Source organism: Klebsiella sp. HMSC16C06 (assembly GCF_001808325.1).
Classification (GTDB): domain Bacteria; phylum Pseudomonadota; class Gammaproteobacteria; order Enterobacterales; family Enterobacteriaceae; genus Klebsiella; species Klebsiella variicola.
Genome location: NZ_KV793007.1, coordinates 72,964 through 91,900 on the forward strand (window position 1 = coordinate 72,964; position 18,937 = coordinate 91,900).

Below are 18,937 nucleotides of genomic sequence, written 5' to 3' on the forward strand. Positions count from 1 at the left end.
CTTGGCCCGGATACCTGTTCACAAATTAAACGAGACTTTTTTTCCAGTCGGCAACGTGACATTTATACTGAGTTCTCCCCCCAGTGCCGCAATGTAGCGTTTTAGGGTCGAAAGCCGCGGATCGTTATCAGCCTGTTCCATTTTAGCGATCGTTGGCTGCTTTACCCCCATAGCCGCAGCCATCTCTGTTTGCGACATTTGCAACTCTTCTCGAAGCAAGTTTAAAGCGACAGACTGGCGTATCTCTGCCGCTTTCGCTGCAATACGCTGCTGGCTTTCAGGACTCTGTTTCGCCATGAGTTCTTTTAGCGTGGCCATTATCGCTCCTTAGTCAGGTGTTGGCTGAATTCTCTGTCAGCCAGAGTAATCATCTCTTTGTAAAAACGTTTCTCATTCATGCCATCCTTATTGCCCGCACATAAAACGATAGCTTTCCGCAGAGGATCAAAAGCAAAAAAGGCGCGGATGGGGAGCCCATGATGCTGAACCCGGAGTTCTTTCATATTCTGAAACGTTGAATCTTTCACCGTATCAACATACGGGCGCCCAAGCTGCGGACCAAACTCAGACAAGATGAGCATCGTGGCCAACATATCCTCTTTTAAAGCTCTACTTTGTAATTCGAACCAGGCATCAAACGTATCCGTCGTTTCTACATCCCACATAGGCGATCCCTCATAGCCTAAAGGCTATCATCCATATTATAGCCATTAGGCTATGAACGTCAACTTATTGAGCATTTATCGTACTGCTGGCGAATTCACGTCAATAGTATATTCCCGCAATAGCCTGAATCCTCCCCGGCACTTTTCCGAATAAAACGTTCTCCGCACAGACAGAAACGGGGCCAAATGGCCCCGTTGTGTTGCATTGACTGGCTTACAGCCTTACCGGGTCGATATGCCAGATATATTTCGCGTACTCCTGGATCGTCCGGTCAGAGGAGAAGTAGCCCATGTTGGCAATATTCAGCATCGCCTTATAGGCCCACTCTTCCGGATGTTGATACAGCTCGTCGACGCGATCCTGACAGTCCACATAGCTGCGATAGTCCGCCAGCACCTGGTAGTGGTCGCCAAAGTTAATCAGCGAATCCAGCAGGTCGCGGTAGCGCCCCGGTTCCGCCGGGCTGAACACGCCGGTACCGATCTGCGTCAGCGCCTGGTGAAGCTCTTCATCCTGCTCGTAGTATTCGCGTGGTTTATAGCCGCTGCGACGTAGCTCCTCCACCTCTTCCGCGGTGTTGCCGAAGATAAAGATATTCTCTTCGCCCACGTGCTCCTGCATCTCCACGTTCGCCCCATCGAGGGTGCCGATAGTCAGCGCCCCGTTAAGGGCAAACTTCATATTGCTGGTGCCGGAAGCTTCAGTGCCTGCGAGGGAGATCTGTTCCGACATGTCTGCCGCCGGAATAATCAGCTGCGCCAGGCTGACGCTGTAGTTGGGGATAAAGACCACCTTCAGCTTGTCGCCAATCTGCGGATCGTTATTGATCACCGCGGCCACATCGTTGATCAGGTGAATAATATGCTTGGCCATGTAGTAAGCCGAGGCCGCCTTACCGGCGAAAATGTTCACTCGCGGCACCCACTCCGCCTGCGGATCGGCTTTGATCCGGTTATAGCGGGTAATGACGTGCAGCACATTCATCAGCTGGCGTTTGTACTCATGGATGCGTTTGATCTGCACATCAAACAACGCCTTCGGATTCACCACCACATTAAGCTGCTGCGCAATATAGCTGGCCAGCCGCTGTTTGTTTTCCAGTTTAGCCTGACGCACCGCCTGATTGACCGTCGGATAGTCGATATGCTGCTTCAGCTCGTCAAGCTGGCTCAGATCGGTCCGCCAGGTGCGGCCGATATGCTCATCCAACACTTTCGACAAGGGCGGGTTGGCCAGCGCCAGCCAGCGGCGCGGCGTGACGCCGTTGGTGACGTTGGTAAAGCGCATCGGGAAGATTTTAGCGAATTCGGCAAACAGCGACTCCACCATCAGCCGCGAATGCAGCTCCGACACGCCGTTGACCTTGTGGCTGACCACTACCGCCAGCCAGGCCATCCGCACGCGACGGCCGTTGGACTCGTCGATAATCGAGGTTCGGCTGAGCAGCGCGGTATCATTGGGATACTGCTCCTGCAGGGTCTTGAGGAAGTAATCGTTAATCTCGAAGATAATCTGCAGATGGCGCGGCAGAATTTTGCCCAGCATATCCACCGGCCAGGTCTCAAGCGCCTCGCTCATCAGCGTATGGTTGGTATAGGAGAAGACCTGACAGGTCACCTCGAACGCCTCGTCCCAGCTGAATTTATGTTCGTCGATAAGCAGGCGCATCAGCTCCGGTATTGACAGCACCGGGTGGGTGTCATTGAGGTGAATGGCAATCTTGTCCGCCAGGTTGTCAAAGGTCTTATGCAACATGTAATGGCGGCTCAAAATATCCTGTACCGTCGCCGACACGAGGAAATACTCCTGGCGCAGACGCAGCTCGCGTCCGGAGTAGGTCGAGTCATCCGGATAGAGCACGCGGGAGACGTTTTCGGAGTGGTTTTTATCCTCTACCGCAGCGAAGTAGTCGCCCTGGTTGAATTTACCAAGGTTAATTTCGCTACTGGCCTGCGCGCTCCACAGACGCAGCGTGTTGGTGGCGTCGGTGTCAAAGCCGGGGATGATCTGGTCGTAGGCTTCCGCAATAATCTCTTCCGTCTCAATCCAGCGGGTTTTCTTCCCTTCCTGCTGAATGCGGCCGCCGAAACGCACTTTATAGCGGGTGTTGTGGCGCTCAAACTCCCACGGGTTACCGTACTCCAGCCAGTAGTCAGGGGACTCTTTTTGTCGGCCATCGACGATATTCTGTTTAAACATCCCGTAGTCGTAGCGGATCCCGTAACCGCGTCCCGGCAGGCCCAGCGCCGCCAGGGAATCAAGGAAGCAGGCCGCCAGACGGCCCAGACCGCCGTTGCCAAGACCAGGGTCATTCTCTTCATCGATCAGCTCTTCCAGATCGAGCCCCATCTCCGCCAGTGCGCTGCTCACATCGTCATAAATGCCTAGCGACAGCAGCGCGTTAGAGAGGGTACGGCCAATCAGGAACTCCATCGACAGATAGTACACCTGGCGCACTTCCTGCGAAAGCTGCGCGCGGTTGGAGCGCAGCCAGCGCTCCACCATGCGATCGCGAACGGCAAACAGCGTGGCGTTAAGCCATTCATGCTTGTTGGCGATGGCCGGATCTTTACCGATGATAAACATCAGCTTATAGGCAATAGAGTGCTTTAACGCCTCAACGCTCAGCGTCGGTGATGCATAGCTAAAGGGTACATTCATAACAATGACTCCAGTGGTTACATCAAGCGTTGATAAAGTTCGCGATAGGAGTTCGCGGCAACCTGCCAGCTAAAATCCATATTCATCGCCTGACGCTGCACATAGCGCCAGAGCGACGGGCGCGACCAGAGAACAAAGGCGCGACGGATAGCGCGCAGCAATGACAGCGCATTGCTGTCCTCAAAGACAAACCCTGTCGCCAGACCATCGGCAAGGTTCTCCAGCGAACTGTCAGAGACCGTGTCCGCCAGCCCCCCGGTGCGGCGCACCAGCGGCAGCGTGCCGTACTTCAGACCATACAGCTGAGTTAAGCCGCACGGTTCAAAGCGGCTCGGCACCAGAATGACGTCGGCGCCGCCCATAATGCGATGGGAGAAGGCCTCATGGTAGCCAATCTGCACCCCCACTTTGCCCGGATGTTCGGCGGCGGCGGCGAGGAAACCTTCCTGCAGCACCGGATCGCCGGCGCCCAGCAGCGCCAGCTGGCCGCCCTGCTCAAGCAGACCCGGCAGCGCTTCGAGCACCAGATCCAGCCCTTTCTGGCTGGTCAGGCGGCTGACCACGGCAAACAGCGGCGCTTTGTCATCGACCTTCAGGCCCATCGCAATCTGCAGCTGACGCTTGTTCTCCGCCTTCTCCTCCAGCGTGTCGCGATCGTAGCGCATCGGCAGCAGCAGATCGTTTTGCGGACTCCAGATACCGTCGTCAACGCCGTTGAGGATCCCCGACAGCCGTCCTTCATGATGGCGCTGGCGCAGCAGCCCTTCCATGCCGTAGGCGTATTGCGGTTCGGTGATCTCGCGCGCGTAGGTCGGGCTTACCGCCGTAATATGGTCGGCGTAGTAAAGACCGGCCTTCAGAAACGAGATCTGACCGTTAAACTCGAGGCCATGCATGTTGTAAAACGACCACGGCAGCTCGATATCATTCATATGCCAGGAGTAAAACATCCCCTGGTAGGCCAGGTTGTGCACGGTAAAGACCGATTTAGCCGGGCGTCCGCGCGCCGCCAGGTAGGCCGGCGTCAGGCCGGCGTGCCAGTCATGGGCATGCACCACATCCGGGCGCCAGAATGGATCCAGTCCGCTGGCCATTTCGCTTCCCACCCAGCCCAGCAGCGCAAAGCGCAGGACGTTGTCGGTATAAGCGTGCTGGTTGGTATCGTGGTATGGGCTCCCCGGCCGGTCATAGAGATGCGGGGCATCTATCAGGTAGATCCCCACGCCGTTAAAGTGGCCGTACAGCAGCGTGATCCGCCCGGCGAAGGTATCGCGGCGGGTTACCACCTGGGCATCCACCACGCCGCGGCGGATATCGGGAAACGCCGGCAACAGCACGCGGGTGTCGATACCCTCCGCAATTTGCGCCGCCGGCAGTGCGCCGATGACGTCCGCCAGACCGCCCGTCTTTAACAGCGGGAACATCTCAGAACATACATGTAAGACCTGCATTAGCGCTCCTGTTTGTGCCCCAATTTCCGCAGCATGTCGCGGGTCACCAGCACGATACCTTCCTCTGAGCGATAGAAGCGGCGTGCATCCTCTTCCGCGTTCTCACCAATCACCATACCTTCCGGGATGACGCAGGCGCGGTCAATCACGCAGCGACGCAGGCGGCATGAGCGCCCCACCCAGACATCTGGCAACAAGACTGCCGAATCAATGTTACAGAATGAGTTCACCCGCACGCGCGGGAACAGCACCGACTGCACCACCACCGACCCGGAGATAATGCAGCCGCCGGAAACCAGCGAGTTCAGGGTCATGCCGTGGCTACCGGAGCGGTCCTGGACGAACTTCGCCGGCGGCAGCGATTCCATATGGGTGCGGATCGGCCAGTTCTGGTCGTACATATCCAGTTCCGGCGTGACTGACGCCAGATCGAGGTTGGCCTTCCAGTAGGCCTCCAGCGTTCCCACATCGCGCCAGTACGGCTCAGCGTTCGGGTCAGACTGCACGCAGGAGAGCGGGAAAGGATGTGCATAAGCCATGCCAGCTTCGGTGATCTTCGGAATGATATCTTTGCCGAAATCGTGGCTGGAGTTTTCGTTGCGATCGTCTTCTTCCAGCAGCTCATAAAGATAGGCGGCGTCAAAGATATAAATGCCCATACTGGCCAGTGATTTGGTCGGGTCGGTTGGCATCGCCGGCGGGTTAGCGGGTTTCTCGACGAACTCAATGATTTTTTCGTTTTCATCGACCGCCATGACGCCGAAGGCGGATGCCTCTTCAATGGGCACCGGCATGCAGGCCACGGTGCAACGCGCCCCTTTTTCGACATGGTCAATCAGCATGCGCGAGTAATCCTGCTTATAAATATGATCGCCCGCGAGGATCACCACGTACTCCGCTTTGTAGCGGCGGATGATGTCCAGGTTCTGCGTCACTGCGTCCGCCGTGCCGCGATACCAGTTTTCGCCGTGCACGCGCTGCTGGGCTGGCAGCAGATCGACAAACTCATTCATCTCTTCGCTGAAGAACGACCAGCCGCGCTGGATGTGCTGCACCAGCGTGTGCGACTGATACTGGGTGATGACGCCGATACGGCGGATCCCTGAGTTAATGCAGTTAGATAATGCGAAATCGATAATACGGAACTTGCCGCCGAAGTGAACGGCAGGTTTCGCACGCTTAATGGTGAGATCCTTGAGCCGGGTGCCACGCCCGCCCGCGAGGATCAACGCCACGGATTTGATGGGTAATTGACGCGCCAGCATCAGCGGATCGTTTTTTTCAAGCCTAACCATGATTAACTCCTTTTTACACCCCAGCTTTCCTTCTCATCCCGCCGCGCCGCCGCCACGAGTTCAACCGGAAGCTTCAGGGATTACGACCTTTGAAATACGCACACTCCGTGCGCGGGCCCATGCCAGACAGCCATGATGACCGGATTATCCTCTCCGGCGAAGGGAGGAACGGCGCGCCATTCCCCCTCAGGTAAAACCATATCGACCACCTCTGCGGTGGCGTTCAGCGTGAGCAGCCAGCGATCAGACAACTGGATCTGCATACACGCTGCGCCCTGCTGCCACTCCCCGGCAGTCAGCGGCTGGGCGTTGCGATTAAGCCAGCGGACATTGCCATCGCCCTCCTGCCACCAGCGGTTGCGGGTGAGCGCTGGAATGCGACGGCGCAGGTGGATCAGCGCCGCGGTAAACGCGGTTAATCCCGGGTTCGCCTGACGCCAGTCCAGCCAGGTCAACGCGTTATCCTGGCAGTAGGCATTATTGTTGCCGTGCTGGCTGTGGCCCTGCTCATCGCCCGCCAGCAGCATTGGCGTCCCCTGAGCCAGCAGCAGCGTCGTCAATAGCGCATGCACGCTGGCGCGCCGCCGTTCAATCACCGCAAGATTGGCGTCTAATCCCTCTATACCATGATTGTTGCTGTAGTTATTGTTAGTCCCATCGCGATTCTCCTCCCCGTTTGCCTCATTGTGTTTCTGATTGAAACAGACGCAGTCGCGGAGCGTGAAGCCATCGTGGGCCGTCACCAGGTTCACCGTCGCCGATGGCCGTTTGCCATCGCGAGCAAAGAGATCGCTGGAGGCCGCGAAGCGTTGCGCAAAGTCACCGAGGGAGACGTTTTGCTGCAGCCAGAAACGACGGGAAATATCGCGAAAATGGTCATTCCATTCGGCGAACAGCGGTGGGAAATTAGCCACCTGATAGCCGCCCGGGCCGATATCCCAGGGTTCCGCAATCAGTTTCACCTGCGACAGCACGCTGTCGCGGCGGATAGCCTCGAACAGAGGCGCATCCTGGCGGAATTCCGGCGTCCGCCCCATCACTGAGGCGAGGTCGAAGCGAAAGCCGTCGACATGGCACTCATCCACCCAGAAGCGCAAACACTGGCGCGCCCATTCCACCACCCCGGGGTGGCTGAGATTGAGCGTATTACCGCAGCCGGTCCAGTTGTGATAATCGCCATCCTCCCTTACCCAATAATAGCTACGGTTGTCGATTCCGCGCAGGGAGACGGTGGGCCCTTCGAGATCAATTTCCGCGCTATGGTTGAGCACGATATCCAGAATCACCTCGATGCCGGCGGCATGAAGCGCCTTAACCGCATCACGAAACTCATCGAGGGCACGCGCGGGATCGCTGGCATAGCGCGGATCCAGCGCGAACCATGCCAGCGGGTTGTAGCCCCAGTAGTTGCTCAAGCCCATCCGCTGCAGTCGCGGCTCGCTGGCGAACTGCGCTACCGGCAACAGCTCGAGGGCGCTGATGCCCAGCGATTTGAAGTAAGCGATCATCACCGGGTGGCCCAGCGCCTTATAAGTTCCGCGAATGGCTTCCGGCAGCTGCGGGTGCAGCAGGGTGAGTCCTTTCACGTGCGCTTCATAAATCACCGTTTCCCCCCACGGGGTACGCGGCGGCTTATCGCCCCGCCAGTCGTAATGCAGATCCACCACTTGCGATTTTGGCGCGATTGCGGCGCTGTCGCGATGATCCGGCTCCCACATTCCACCATGCAGGCGTTCGTCATCCGGCAGATCGCCCTCGACCCGATACGCGCAGGGATCGAGCAGCAGCTTCGCCGGGTTAAAGCGGTGCCCCTGCGCCGGGTCCCAGGGACCATGCACCCGATAGCCGTAGCGCAGGCCCGGCCCGGCAGCGTCCAGCCAGCCGTGCCAGATGTCGCCGCTGCGCGCCGGGAGATCGACGCGTTGCTCGTTACCCTGCTCGTCGAATACGCACAGCTCCACCCGCTCCGCATGGGCGGAGAAGAGGGCGAAATTCACGCCCTTGCCGTCATAGCTGGCGCCCAACGGCGCAGGTTTGCCTGCCGCAAGTGAGGTCATTGCGCCTCCCGGACCAGCCAGATCGTCGCCAGCGGAGGCAGGGTCAACGATAGCGAATGTTCGCGGCCATGGCTGGCGATCGCGTCGCTCTCCACCACACCGCCGTTACCCTGGTTGCTGCCGTGATAGTGCATGGAGTCGGTATTCAACGCCTCGCGCCAGCGTCCCGGCTGGTTAATGCCGAAGCGGTAGTCATGGCGCGGCACCGGCGTGAAGTTGCTGGCGACGATAATCTCATTCCCGGCCCGGTCGCGGCGCACAAAGACAAACACCGAACGCTCATGGTCGTTGACCACCAGCCATTCGAAACCGTAGGGGTCAAAATCCAGCTCGTGCAGCGCTTTATGGTGACGGTAGGTATGGTTCAGGTCACGCACCAGTCGCTGGACGCCATGGTGCCAGTTGTCGCCGCCCTCCAGCAGATGCCAGTCGAGGCTGCCGTCGTGGTTCCACTCGCGGCCTTGAGCGAACTCATTGCCCATAAACAGCAGTTTTTTACCCGGGAAGGCGAACAGCCAGCCGTAGTAGGCGCGCAGGTTGGCAAACTTCTGCCAGGCATCCCCCGGCATGCGGTCGAGAATCGATTTTTTGCCGTGCACCACTTCATCGTGGGAGAGCGGCAGCACGAAGTTCTCGGTGTAGTTATAGAGCATGCCGAAGGTCATTTTGTCGTGATGGTAGCGGCGATGCACCGGATCGAGCTTCATGTAATCCAGGGTGTCGTGCATCCAGCCGAGGTTCCATTTGAACCAGAAACCGAGGCCGCCGCCGGCTGGCGGACGGGTCACCCCGGCAAAATCGGTGGACTCTTCCGCCATCGTCACCGCGCCCGGCGTCTGTTCGCCGAGGATGCGGTTGGTGCTGCGCAGAAACTCAATAGCTTCCAGATTTTCCCGGCCGCCGTATTCGTTGGGGATCCACTCACCTGCCTTGCGGCTGTAATCGCGATAGATCATTGAGGCCACCGCGTCGACCCGCAGGGCATCAATACCGAAGCGCTCGATCCAGTACAGCGCGTTACCGACGAGGAAGTTGCTGACTTCGCGGCGACCATAGTTGTAGATCAGGGTATTCCAGTCCTGGTGATATCCCTCGCGTGGATCGCTGTGCTCATACAGCGAAGTACCGTCAAACGAGGCAAGGGCAAAATCATCCGCCGGGAAGTGGCCGGGCACCCAGTCAAGAATGACGTTCAGCCCGGCGGCGTGCGCGGCGTTGATAAAGTAACGGAAATCGTCGCGGGTGCCGAAACGGCGGGTCGGCGCATAGAGCCCGGTGGGTTGATAGCCCCAGCTGCCGTCGAACGGGTGCTCGTTAACCGGCAGCAGTTCGAGATGGGTGAAGCCCATCCATTTCGCGTAGGGCACCAGCTGGTCGGCCAGCTCGCGGTAGCTCAGCCAGAAATTATTATCGGTATGACGGCGCCAGGAGCCGAGATGCACTTCATAGATAGAGATCGGGGCATCAAACTGGTTCGCCGCTTTGCGGTCCGCCGGCTGTTCCACTTTGGGCGGCAGGTCGCAGATAAGCGAGGCGCTTTCCGGACGCATTTGCGACTCAAAGGCGTAAGGGTCGGCTTTGACCCGCAGATGGCCGTGGGCGTCAATCAGTTCGAATTTATACAGCTGGCCATTATGCGCGCCGGGAACGAACAGCTCCCAGATCCCGGACTCTTTGCGGAATCGCATCGGGTGGCGTCTGCCATCCCAGTAGTTAAACTGCCCCACCACCGACACGCGGCGGGCATTCGGCGCCCACACCGAGAAACGGGTACCGGTGACGCCGTCCATGGTGGCAGCGTGCGCGCCCAGCGTTTCGTAAGGGCGCAGGTGGGTCCCTTCGGACAGCAGCCAGACATCAAGATCCTGCAACAGCGGACCAAAGCGATAAGGGTCATCAATCAGATTCTGCTGCCCGTGCCAGGTGACGGCCAGCTGATAGCGAAAGGCGTTTTTGCGACGTGGCAGGACGCCGCTGAAGAAACCACGCGAGTCGAGGCATTCGAGCTTGCCGACTTTGCGTCCGGTTTTCGGTTCAATAACCCACACGTCGGTGGCATCGGGTAATAATGCGCGTACTTCCAGCCCGGCGTCAGTTCGGTGCATGCCGAGCACGGAAAAGGGATCCGCGAAATGACCGGCGATTAGCGCATTAATCACGTCTCTATCAATATGATTAGACATGCTTTCATCCTGTTGTAAGTGTCGCTCATTCCTGTAACTGGCGACTTTTTTTGACCTGAACGGCGCAGTGCTCTCAGCATCCTCCTGCTCCGTCCCACCTTCAGGTAAGGAATTCCTTACTTAAAGCATAGCCAAGGCTGAGTTACCTCCGTGGGGAAAAATCTAACATCCGCGTTTACTCCTTGTATTACGCAAAAAAAAAGGGGGCTTGAAGACCCCCTTTCTGTTCATCCTGCGCTTACGCCAGCTGGCGAAGCATCCGGCGTAGCGGCTCCGCAGCGCCCCACAACAGCTGGTCGCCAACGGTAAAGGCCGACAGATACTCCGGCCCCATATTCAGTTTACGCAGGCGTCCGACCGGGGTGGTCAGGGTGCCCGTCACCGCGGCTGGGGTCAGCTCGCGCATGGTAATCTCACGATCGTTCGGTACCACTTTGGCCCACGGGTTGTGCGCGGCCAGCAGCTCCTCAACGGTCGGGATAGACACATCTTTCTTCAGCTTGATGGTGAACGCCTGGCTGTGGCAGCGCAGCGCGCCAACGCGGACGCACAGGCCGTCTACCGGGATAACGGACGAGGTGGCGAGGATCTTGTTGGTCTCCGCCTGGCCTTTCCACTCTTCGCGGCTCTGGCCGTTATCCAGCTGTTTGTCGATCCACGGGATCAGGCTGCCCGCCAGCGGTACGCCGAAGTTATCCACCGGCAGCTCGCCGCTGCGGGTCAGCGACGTCACTTTGCGCTCGATATCCAGAATGGCGGAAGCCGGATTCGCCAGCTCTGCCGCAACATGGTTGTGCAGCTGACCCATCTGGCTCAGCAGCTCGCGCATATGACGCGCGCCGCCGCCGGAAGCCGCCTGGTACGTTGCCACGCTGACCCACTCCACCAGGTCCTGGGCAAACAGGCCGCCGAGGGACATCAGCATCAGGCTAACGGTACAGTTGCCGCCGACAAAGGTTTTGACGCCATTATTCAGGCCGGCGGTGATCACGTCCTGGTTAACCGGGTCGAGGATAATGATCGCATCGTCCTTCATGCGCAGCGAAGAGGCGGCGTCAATCCAGTAACCCTGCCAGCCGCTTTCGCGCAGCTTCGGGTAAATCTCGTTGGTGTAATCGCCGCCCTGGCACGTGACAATAATGTCCAGTGCCTTCAGCGCGTCCAGATCGAACGCATCCTGAAGCGTGCCACCGGTGCTACCGCCGAATGACGGCGCTGGCTGTCCCAGCTGGGAGGTAGAGAAGAACACCGGGCGAATGGCGTCGAAATCGCGCTCTTCAACCATGCGTTGCATGAGAACAGAGCCGACCATTCCGCGCCAGCCGATAAAACCAACATTTTTCATAACGTATTCCTGCGAGGTGTGTGCTGTTTGTGCCTGGCCAGTTTCCAACTGGATTATCCCTCACCTTACAAAATGCAGCTAAAGTCGCAAGTGAAATTAATCAATGATTGCTGAACAATCAGAAAAGCAACTTATCCTGCACATTGTCCACCGTCGCTGGTCGTCGTCAAAAACGCAACGATTATCGGGGAAATCCCCTGCGCAATGGAATATTTTCCGTTGCTATTTTATTGATCCTGATTATGGATTGAGCGCGAAATCAGGTGATTTACCGCTTGCCAAATAAACGCATCAAACCCAGGCACAGCAAGGGCTGACGAGGGATACGAGTATCGTCGTAGCGCTAATAAGGGCGAATAGCAGGCAAGGAAAAGGGGGAAAAAGGGCGGCTTATTACAAAGAAGCCAGGGTAAGCAGCGTTACCCTGGCTTTTTATACCCCGCGAGCGGGAGGTGAGCGGGCTTAGCTCAGCAGCTGGAAAGCGATCATACCGACAATCGCCCCGGTGGTACCCAGGATGGTTTCCATCATGGTCCAGGTTTTCAGCGTCTGGGCTTCCGTCGCACCGGTAAATTTACCGAACAGCCAGAAGCCGGCATCGTTCACGTGGCTCACCACAATCGAGCCGCCGGCGATACAGATAGACAATGCCGCCATCTGCGCGCCGCTGTAGTTCAGCTGCTCAATCACCGGCATCACCAGGCCGACCGCCGTCAGGCACGCCACGGTGGCAGAGCCCTGAATGATACGCACCGCCGCCGCCAACACGAAACAGGTAATCGCAATCGGCAGACCCAGGCCTGTCAGCGCTTCGCCGAGCGCCGGGCCGACGCCGGAGTCAACCAGCACCTGCTTGAAGACGCCGCCGGCGCCGATCACCAGCAGGATAATCCCCGCCGGCTGCAGCGCGTGGCCACAGATCTCCATCACGCGGTCTTTCGCCATCCCCTGGCGCATCGCCAGGCCGTAGATCGCGACCAGGCAGGCAACCAGGATCGCGGTGAACGGATGGCCGATAAACTCGAACCATTCGTAGGCAGTGGAACCCACCGGCACAAAGCGCGCGGCGATGGTTTTTAGACCCACCAGCACCAGCGGCAGCAGGATCAGCGACAGGCTAAAGCCGAAGGAGGGCATTTTTCCTTCGCCGAGATGCGGTTCGCTGATATCGTCAGGAATATGCAGCTCAACGTAGCGGCTAATGAAGTTACCCCACAACGGACCGGCGATAATCATCCCCGGGATCGCGGCGCACAGGCCAATCAGGATCATCCAGCCAAAGTCGGCGTGCATTTGCGACGCCAGCAGCATCGGCGCCGGCCCGGGAAGCAGGAACGCGGCGGCGGCGGCCACCCCTGCAAACAGCGGGATCACCAGCTTCACGAGGTTAGTGCCGGTATGGCGCGCCATCGAGAAAGCGACGCTGATCAGCAGGACAATGGCCACTTCGAAGAACAGCGGCAGCGCGCAGATAAGACCGGCAAGACCAATCGCATAGTGCGCGCGGTTGTGGCCGAAGGATTTGAGCATCTTGACGGCAATCTGATCGACCGCCCCCGTTTCATGCAGGATCTTACCGAACATCGCGCCGAGCGCGACGACGATCGCCAGGAAGCCCAGCGTACCGCCCATCCCTTTCTCCATCGTCGCCGCGATTTTATCCAGCGGCATGCCGGAGAAAAGACCTGCACCAATAGAAACCACCATCAAAGCCACGAAGGCGTGCATCCGCGCTTTCATGACTAAAAACAGCAGCAGCAATACCGAGCCGACTGCTGTTAAAACAAGCGTTAAAGTACTCACTAGTGACTGCCTTTGTTGATCACCTCGATGGTGCTGGCCACCACGCCTTCCAGCGGCTGGTCGATATCGACGATAAGCACATCGCTCTCGTCGGCGCCTGGTTCCTGCAGCGTTTCAAACTGCGTCACCAACATTTGGGTTTTGAAGAAGTGTCCTTTGCGTGCCTTCAGACGGTTTTCGATCACGTCGAAATCGCCTTTCAGATAGATGAAGGAGAGGTTCGGGTTGCCCTTGCGCAGAATGTCGCGATAGCTCTTCTTCAGCGCCGAGCAGACGATCAGCGACACCTTGTTGGTACGCTGCATAGCAAACGCGGCGTCATTCAGCGCCTGCAGCCACGGCGTGCGGTCATCATCGTTCAGTGGCTCACCGGAGGCCATCTTAGTGATGTTGCTGCGCGGATGCAGAAAGTCGCCGTCGAGAAACGCGGCATGCAGTTGATGCGCCACTTCGCTGGCGACAGCGGATTTCCCGCTGCCGGAAACGCCCATCAGAACATAGACGTGGTGATCATGATTAGTCGTGCTCAAAGCATCCTCCCACCGGACAGGTACGCCGCGCCATGGCTGACTCATCCAGCGCGAAGGCGGCGTATCGGTTAATTGTTACGGGTAACTGTTATCGGTAACATTGTCATGCCGGACCTGTGGAGAAGCAATATCCATTCGTGCCAGATGTGAATATGTGTGATCTACTTCAAACTTGTCAGTTTAAATTGATCCGCCCGGTGACAATGTGAAACCTAAATCTAACATCTTAGGGGTAATCGCTTCACCACGAATGCGCGCCAGCAGCCGTTCGGCGCCGATGCGTCCCATCCGCTCGCGCGGGGTCAGGACGCTGGCGAGACGCGGCTCCATCACCTGGCCGATATCATGGCCGTGGAACCCGGCGATCGCCATATCATCGGGGATCTTCAGCCCCAGACGCTGGCATTCAAACGCCGCGCCGACCGCAAGGTCATCGTTGGTACAGAAGATACCGTCAAGCTGCGGATATTCGCGGCGCGCCTGACGCATCAGCTCAATACCCGACGAGTAGGACGAAGACTGCTCCACCATCACGCTATAGGGCGTCATCCCGGCGTCGAGCATCGCCTGCTCGTACCCCTTCTGTTTGATGATAGTTCGTTCATCGAGACGCGCCCCCAGATAGGCGACGTGGCGGTGGCCGCGGGCGATAATCGCTGCGGTCATCTGCCGGGCGGCTTCAAAGTTATCAAACCCGACAGCGATATCGAGGCACGGCGACCGGCTGTCCATCAGCTCCACCACCGGAATGCCGGCGACTTCAATCATCTTCAGGGTGCGAGGCGTATGAGTGCGTTCGGTGAGGATCAGGCCGTCAATGTTCCAGGAGAGCATCGATTCGAGGCGTTTCTCTTCCATTTCCGGCTTATAGCCGTAGTGCGCCAGCATGGTTTGATAGCCGAAGGCGTCGGTGACGCTTTCGATACCGCGCAGCACTTCCGAGAAGACTTGGTTAGTTAACGACGGCAGCAGCACGCCGATGGCGCGGCTGGTCGCGTTGGAGAGAATGTCAGGGGCGCGATTGGGAATATAACCCAGTTCATCGAGGGCAACGGCAATCTTGCCACGCAGCGCTTCGGAGACCTGCTCCGGGTTGCGTAAATAGCGACTGACCGTCATTTTGGTCACGCCGACAAGATCGGCTACATCCTGAAGTACGGGTCTTTTCTTTTTCATCGTCCTGACTGTGATCAACGGGGAAACATTTTCTCAGTTTATCACGGACAAAGCGCAACCTTCGCCGATGTTGGAGAAGGTTGCGCAATTTATTTAACCTGGCTCAGATAACTATCAAACCGGCGGCAGATCGAACAGCAGGATCTCGCTATCGCTGTCGGCATGAACCGAAATCGCCTGCTCGTCCCAGATGGCCAAACCGTCGCTGGTGGTGGCTTTGGTACCGTTGATGGTCACTTCGCCTTTGACCACCTGGATCCACACGCGGCGTTCCGCGGCAATCTGGTGAACCGACTGCTCATCTTTCAGCAGCGCCCAGCGATAGAGTTCCATATCCTGGTACACCTTCAGCGAGCCATCTCGCGCATCTGGCGACAACACCAGCTGTTTGCCCTGGGCGGCGTCGAAGCGGCGCTGCTCGTAGCGCGGGGTAATGCCGGTTTCTTCCGGAATAATCCAGATCTGATACAGACGCAGACGATCGGTTTTGCTCGGGTTGTACTCAGAGTGGCGTACCCCGGTACCCGCACTCATGATCTGGAACTCGCCTGCCGGCACCTGCTCTTTGTTGCCCATGCTGTCCTGGTGCTCCACCGCCCCTTCCAGCACATAAGTCAGGATTTCCATGTCTTTGTGTGGATGGGTACCGAAGCCCTGACCGGCGTCGATGACGTCGTCGTTAATCACCCGCAGGGCAGAGAAGCCCATAAAATTCGGGTCATAATAGTTGGCGAAAGAGAAAGTATGCCAGGAATCCAGCCAACCATGGTTAGCGTGGCCACGTTCGTTCGCTTTGCGTAAGTAGATCATGTTGCACCCCCGTATGTTTTCGATGGAGTCAGTGTGGACCCATTTCGCCGTCGATCATAGAGGGTGAAAATTGACTCCTCTGTTCAAAAAATATGAACAAGCGTCGAGGAGCCCGTTTTGCTTATTTTGCCAGGGTGATGGTGGCCGGAGAAGGCTGTTCAAAGCCGCGCTCCAGGATCTCCATATTGGTGAGAACGTCAGATTCCTTGACGTAATTCGGCTGGCCGTTGACGAGAGTTTCATACAGCGCGTCGTACACCCGACCGTAGTCGCCGGTCTCCAGCGGCACCGCTTCACGCACCGTCTCCCCCGCCTCGTTGACGTACACCAGCTCGCCGACGCTGTCGTCCGCGCCAAAACCCGGCTCGCCCGGCATGATATTGGCCTTCAGGCTGGTCTCCTGCTGGTCAATGCCGTATTTCACAAACGAACCTTTATGGCCGTGAACGATGAATTTCGGGTAGTCGATCTGCACCAGGTGGCTGGTTTTGACGATGGCCTTCAGATCGCCGTAGAACAGTTGGGCCTCAAAGGTGTCATCCGGGTTGGCTTTATTGCGCAGCGAGCGCAGATCGTAAGAGACATGGTCCGGACGGCCGAACAGCGAAATGATCTGATCCAGGGTATGTACGCCAAGGCCATAGAACTCGCCGTTTTGCGGGCCGCCGGGGTTGGTCTCCGCCACCGGGCGGTAGTTATCAAAATGACTTTCGATCTCCACCAGTTCGCCGAGTTTCCCGCTCTCAATCACCTTTTTGGTGGTCAGGAAACAGGAGTCGAAACGGCGATTCTGGTAGGGCGTCACCGTGAGACCTTTGCTGTTTGCCAGGGAAAACAGGGTTGTGGCCTCCTCAAGCGTCGGGGTGAACGGCTTTTCCACCAGCACGTTTTTCCCCGCCTCCAGCGCCTTTTTCGCATATTCGAAATGACTGTCGGCGTGGGTGCAGACCACCACCAGATTGACCTGCGGGTCGTTTAACACGTCATCAAGATCGCTGGTGAAATGGATATGGGAATATTGCGGCGCCTGCTCCTCGGGCTTTGCCCGGCGGCGGTAAATGTGCGCCACCTGCCAGCGGTCTTTGCGTTGCAAAACGTAAGGAAGGTGATAGCGGGTGGTGCTTTTACCAAAGCCAATAAATGCACAGTGCAGAGTCATAACGCTGTCCTTAGTTGATGAGCTACCTTCAACCATAGCGCAAGCCGGGCCATCACTTCATCCTCTCTGTCCGCTTTCCTGGAAGATTCGCCAGCAAAATAGCTCAAGCATCACTTATACGAAAATATTAATAACTAATTGATTAACCAGTGATTAATTCGCCATTTTCCAGCTAAAAAACTTGATCCTAACGGCGAAACTACGGATAAGTGGAGGGCAAACCAGGACGTTGCTGATGACTAACGGAGTAGCCAGCCGCTGCTAATGGACAAACAGTATTTCGCCATAAACGGCACCCTTTTTTTCTGGCTTCTTGGACTGATCGCCTGGTCTGTCGATGCCATCGCGCTGGCGCGCCTGGCGGCCGCCTGCGCGCTTGTCGCTTTCCTCCTCCATAGCCAACGGAACAAGATTAACGCGATGTTTATTAAGAAAAATAAAACGGAACCTCAAGCGTCAGAAGCAGCCACACTTCCGGCAATAAACCCAGAACCCGAAGCGGTCGCCAGCAAAAAACACGAGACCACGATCATCGCCAGCGGGGTACATTTCGTCGGCAATATCGTCGCCAGCGGCCATGTCTATATTCACGGCCAGTTGACCGGCAACATTGAGGCCAAAGAGCATCTGATTAAGGTAATGCGTGAAGGCCAGGTGGAGGGCAACATCAGCTGCCGGGAGCTGATTATTGACGGCAAGGTGCAGGGCCAGTGTCATGGCGATAGCATCACCATCGAGGAGCACGGCCATCTGGATGGTACCCTCGCCTATCGCGCGCTGGCGATCAAGAAAGGCGGGGTTTTTAGCGGTCGCGCTGAAATGCTGGCCGCAGCGGAGAACAAAAGTCATATTCTCGGTCTGGTAGCAGACACGCCATCCAAAGCCGACGCGGAGCCCGCCAGGCCGCAGAGCGCCTGAAATAGCGGCAAAAAAAAGCCAGCACCCGGCTGGCTAAAGTAATACTGGAAGCAATGTGAGCAATGTCGTGCTTTCAGGCTTTCCGCAAGGGTCTCCCTGAATGCAGGACAATAATAATCATTCTCATTCGCACTTGTCTACTTTTTTTTGCAAATAATGCGTGTTGACTCGAACGCCGTAGTCAGTGATGTTTAAAGGGACTTTTCACCTGAATGAGGAACAAGGAATGAGTGAAATCGTGATACGCCATGCTGAACCGAAAGATATTGACGCGATTCGTCAAATTCACGCCCAGCCGGAGGTGTATCACAACACGCTACAGGTCCCTCATCCATCCGAACATATGTGGCGGGAGCGGCTAACCGATACGCCCGGCGTGAAGCAGCTGGTGGCCTGTATCGATGAGCAAGTCGTCGGCCATTTAAGCATTGCCGTCGTCCAACGTCCCCGCCGTAGCCACGTCGCCGATTTTGGTGTCAGCGTGGATTCGCGCTGGCACAACCGCGGCGTCGCCAGCGCGCTGATGCGTACCATGATTGATATGTGCGACAACTGGCTGCGGGTTGAACGTATTGAGCTGACGGTGTTCGCCGATAATGCCCCGGCGATTGCGGTGTATAAGAAGTACGGCTTTGAGATCGAAGGCACCGGCAGGCGTTACGCGCTGCGCAACGGTGAGTATGTGGATGCGTATTATATGGCGAGAATGAAGTAGCGTGTTGCCGGGTGGCGGCGACTGGCCGCCCTCTGTGCGCTCCCTGCGCCATGAGAGTCATAACGCAGAAGAAATATCGGGAGCGCAATGTGCTCTGAATTAACACAAAGCACATATTTTTCCCGGACCAAAAAAGTTGAAAACCGATAACAGTATCTACGTTCGCAC

15 protein-coding genes and 1 pseudogene are annotated in these 18,937 nt (G+C 57.3%); 3 read left to right on the top strand and 13 right to left on the bottom strand.

What is annotated here, in order from left to right; genetic code table 11:
* Positions 1-18: 18 nt before the first annotated feature.
* From HMPREF3142_RS16640 to asd, 8 genes are all read right to left on the bottom strand, one after another.
* Positions 19-318 (bottom strand): helix-turn-helix domain-containing protein, encoded by a 300-nt coding sequence (locus HMPREF3142_RS16640; RefSeq protein WP_008806992.1) that lies wholly within the window; start codon positions 316-318, stop codon positions 19-21.
* Entirely contained in the window at positions 318-665 is a 348-nt protein-coding gene (locus HMPREF3142_RS16645; protein ID WP_008806991.1) for a type II toxin-antitoxin system RelE/ParE family toxin, read from the bottom strand. The genes HMPREF3142_RS16640 and HMPREF3142_RS16645 overlap by 1 nt, the downstream gene beginning before the upstream one ends.
* 214 nt (positions 666-879) lie before the next feature.
* Complete coding sequence (gene glgP / locus HMPREF3142_RS16650) at positions 880-3,327, bottom strand: glycogen phosphorylase (protein WP_070612235.1); 2,448 nt, start codon at positions 3,325-3,327, stop codon at positions 880-882.
* Between the two features lie 17 nt (positions 3,328-3,344).
* Positions 3,345-4,778 (bottom strand): glycogen synthase GlgA, encoded by a 1,434-nt coding sequence (gene glgA / locus HMPREF3142_RS16655; RefSeq protein WP_004202133.1) that lies wholly within the window; start codon positions 4,776-4,778, stop codon positions 3,345-3,347.
* A complete protein-coding gene (gene glgC / locus HMPREF3142_RS16660; protein WP_008806989.1) occupies positions 4,778-6,073 on the bottom strand; it encodes a glucose-1-phosphate adenylyltransferase in 1,296 nt (431 codons plus the stop codon). Before glgC ends, glgA begins: the two co-directional genes overlap by 1 nt.
* Positions 6,074-6,153: 80 nt before the next feature.
* Entirely contained in the window at positions 6,154-8,130 is a 1,977-nt protein-coding gene (glgX, locus tag HMPREF3142_RS16665; protein ID WP_022066279.1) for a glycogen debranching protein GlgX, read from the bottom strand.
* Complete coding sequence (gene glgB, locus HMPREF3142_RS16670) at positions 8,127-10,313, bottom strand: 1,4-alpha-glucan branching enzyme (RefSeq protein ID WP_070612236.1); 2,187 nt, start codon at positions 10,311-10,313, stop codon at positions 8,127-8,129. The genes glgX and glgB overlap by 4 nt, the downstream gene beginning before the upstream one ends.
* A 238-nt stretch (positions 10,314-10,551) precedes the next feature.
* Complete coding sequence (gene asd / locus HMPREF3142_RS16675; protein WP_012540397.1) at positions 10,552-11,658, bottom strand: aspartate-semialdehyde dehydrogenase; 1,107 nt, start codon at positions 11,656-11,658, stop codon at positions 10,552-10,554.
* A 103-nt stretch (positions 11,659-11,761) separates the two neighbouring features.
* Between asd and HMPREF3142_RS29905 the strand changes: the two are divergent.
* Positions 11,762-12,124: pseudogene (locus HMPREF3142_RS29905) on the top strand (hypothetical protein).
* On the opposite strand, the gene gntU reads toward HMPREF3142_RS29905, so the two are convergent.
* From gntU to HMPREF3142_RS16700, 5 genes are all read right to left on the bottom strand, one after another.
* Entirely contained in the window at positions 12,121-13,461 is a 1,341-nt protein-coding gene (gene gntU / locus HMPREF3142_RS16680) for a gluconate transporter (protein ID WP_008806984.1), read from the bottom strand. The pseudogene HMPREF3142_RS29905 and the gene gntU sit on opposite strands and share 4 nt — an antisense overlap.
* Complete coding sequence (gntK, locus tag HMPREF3142_RS16685; RefSeq protein WP_012540395.1) at positions 13,461-13,991, bottom strand: gluconokinase; 531 nt, start codon at positions 13,989-13,991, stop codon at positions 13,461-13,463. Before gntK ends, gntU begins: the two co-directional genes overlap by 1 nt.
* 180 nt (positions 13,992-14,171) lie before the next feature.
* Positions 14,172-15,167 carry a gluconate operon transcriptional repressor GntR gene (gene gntR / locus HMPREF3142_RS16690; protein WP_002920777.1) on the bottom strand — a complete coding sequence of 332 codons (996 nt, stop codon included), beginning with the start codon at positions 15,165-15,167 and terminating at the stop codon, positions 14,172-14,174.
* Between the two features lie 114 nt (positions 15,168-15,281).
* Positions 15,282-15,977 carry a pirin family protein gene (locus HMPREF3142_RS16695; protein ID WP_002920779.1) on the bottom strand — a complete coding sequence of 232 codons (696 nt, stop codon included), beginning with the start codon at positions 15,975-15,977 and terminating at the stop codon, positions 15,282-15,284.
* A 121-nt stretch (positions 15,978-16,098) separates the two neighbouring features.
* Entirely contained in the window at positions 16,099-17,136 is a 1,038-nt protein-coding gene (locus tag HMPREF3142_RS16700; protein WP_032740283.1) for an oxidoreductase, read from the bottom strand.
* A 264-nt stretch (positions 17,137-17,400) separates the two neighbouring features.
* On the opposite strand from HMPREF3142_RS16700, the gene HMPREF3142_RS16705 reads away from it, so the two are divergent.
* Both HMPREF3142_RS16705 and yhhY read left to right on the top strand, forming a co-directional pair.
* Positions 17,401-18,054: a bactofilin family protein gene (locus tag HMPREF3142_RS16705; RefSeq protein WP_008806981.1), complete on the top strand. Its 654-nt coding sequence runs from the start codon at positions 17,401-17,403 to the stop codon at positions 18,052-18,054.
* 226 nt (positions 18,055-18,280) lie between these two features.
* Complete coding sequence (yhhY, locus tag HMPREF3142_RS16710) at positions 18,281-18,769, top strand: N-acetyltransferase (protein ID WP_032733890.1); 489 nt, start codon at positions 18,281-18,283, stop codon at positions 18,767-18,769.
* Positions 18,770-18,937 lie beyond the last annotated feature (168 nt).

What these genes read in the sequence shown, in the direction of transcription:
- HMPREF3142_RS16640 (WP_008806992.1), bottom strand. Translation starts at nt 318, where the DNA reads ATGGCCACGCTAAAAGAACTCATGGCGAAACAGAGTCCTGAAAGCCAG.
- HMPREF3142_RS16645 (WP_008806991.1), bottom strand. Translation starts at nt 665, where the DNA reads ATGTGGGATGTAGAAACGACGGATACGTTTGATGCCTGGTTCGAATTA.
- glgP (WP_070612235.1), bottom strand. Translation starts at nt 3,327, where the DNA reads ATGAATGTACCCTTTAGCTATGCATCACCGACGCTGAGCGTTGAGGCG.
- glgA (WP_004202133.1), bottom strand. Translation starts at nt 4,778, where the DNA reads ATGCAGGTCTTACATGTATGTTCTGAGATGTTCCCGCTGTTAAAGACG.
- glgC (WP_008806989.1), bottom strand. Translation starts at nt 6,073, where the DNA reads ATGGTTAGGCTTGAAAAAAACGATCCGCTGATGCTGGCGCGTCAATTA.
- glgX (WP_022066279.1), bottom strand. Translation starts at nt 8,130, where the DNA reads ATGACCTCACTTGCGGCAGGCAAACCTGCGCCGTTGGGCGCCAGCTAT.
- glgB (WP_070612236.1), bottom strand. Translation starts at nt 10,313, where the DNA reads ATGTCTAATCATATTGATAGAGACGTGATTAATGCGCTAATCGCCGGT.
- asd (WP_012540397.1), bottom strand. Translation starts at nt 11,658, where the DNA reads ATGAAAAATGTTGGTTTTATCGGCTGGCGCGGAATGGTCGGCTCTGTT.
- gntR (WP_002920777.1), bottom strand. Translation starts at nt 15,167, where the DNA reads ATGAAAAAGAAAAGACCCGTACTTCAGGATGTAGCCGATCTTGTCGGC.
- HMPREF3142_RS16695 (WP_002920779.1), bottom strand. Translation starts at nt 15,977, where the DNA reads ATGATCTACTTACGCAAAGCGAACGAACGTGGCCACGCTAACCATGGT.
- HMPREF3142_RS16700 (WP_032740283.1), bottom strand. Translation starts at nt 17,136, where the DNA reads ATGACTCTGCACTGTGCATTTATTGGCTTTGGTAAAAGCACCACCCGC.
- HMPREF3142_RS16705 (WP_008806981.1), top strand. Translation starts at nt 17,401, where the DNA reads ATGGACAAACAGTATTTCGCCATAAACGGCACCCTTTTTTTCTGGCTT.
- yhhY (WP_032733890.1), top strand. Translation starts at nt 18,281, where the DNA reads ATGAGTGAAATCGTGATACGCCATGCTGAACCGAAAGATATTGACGCG.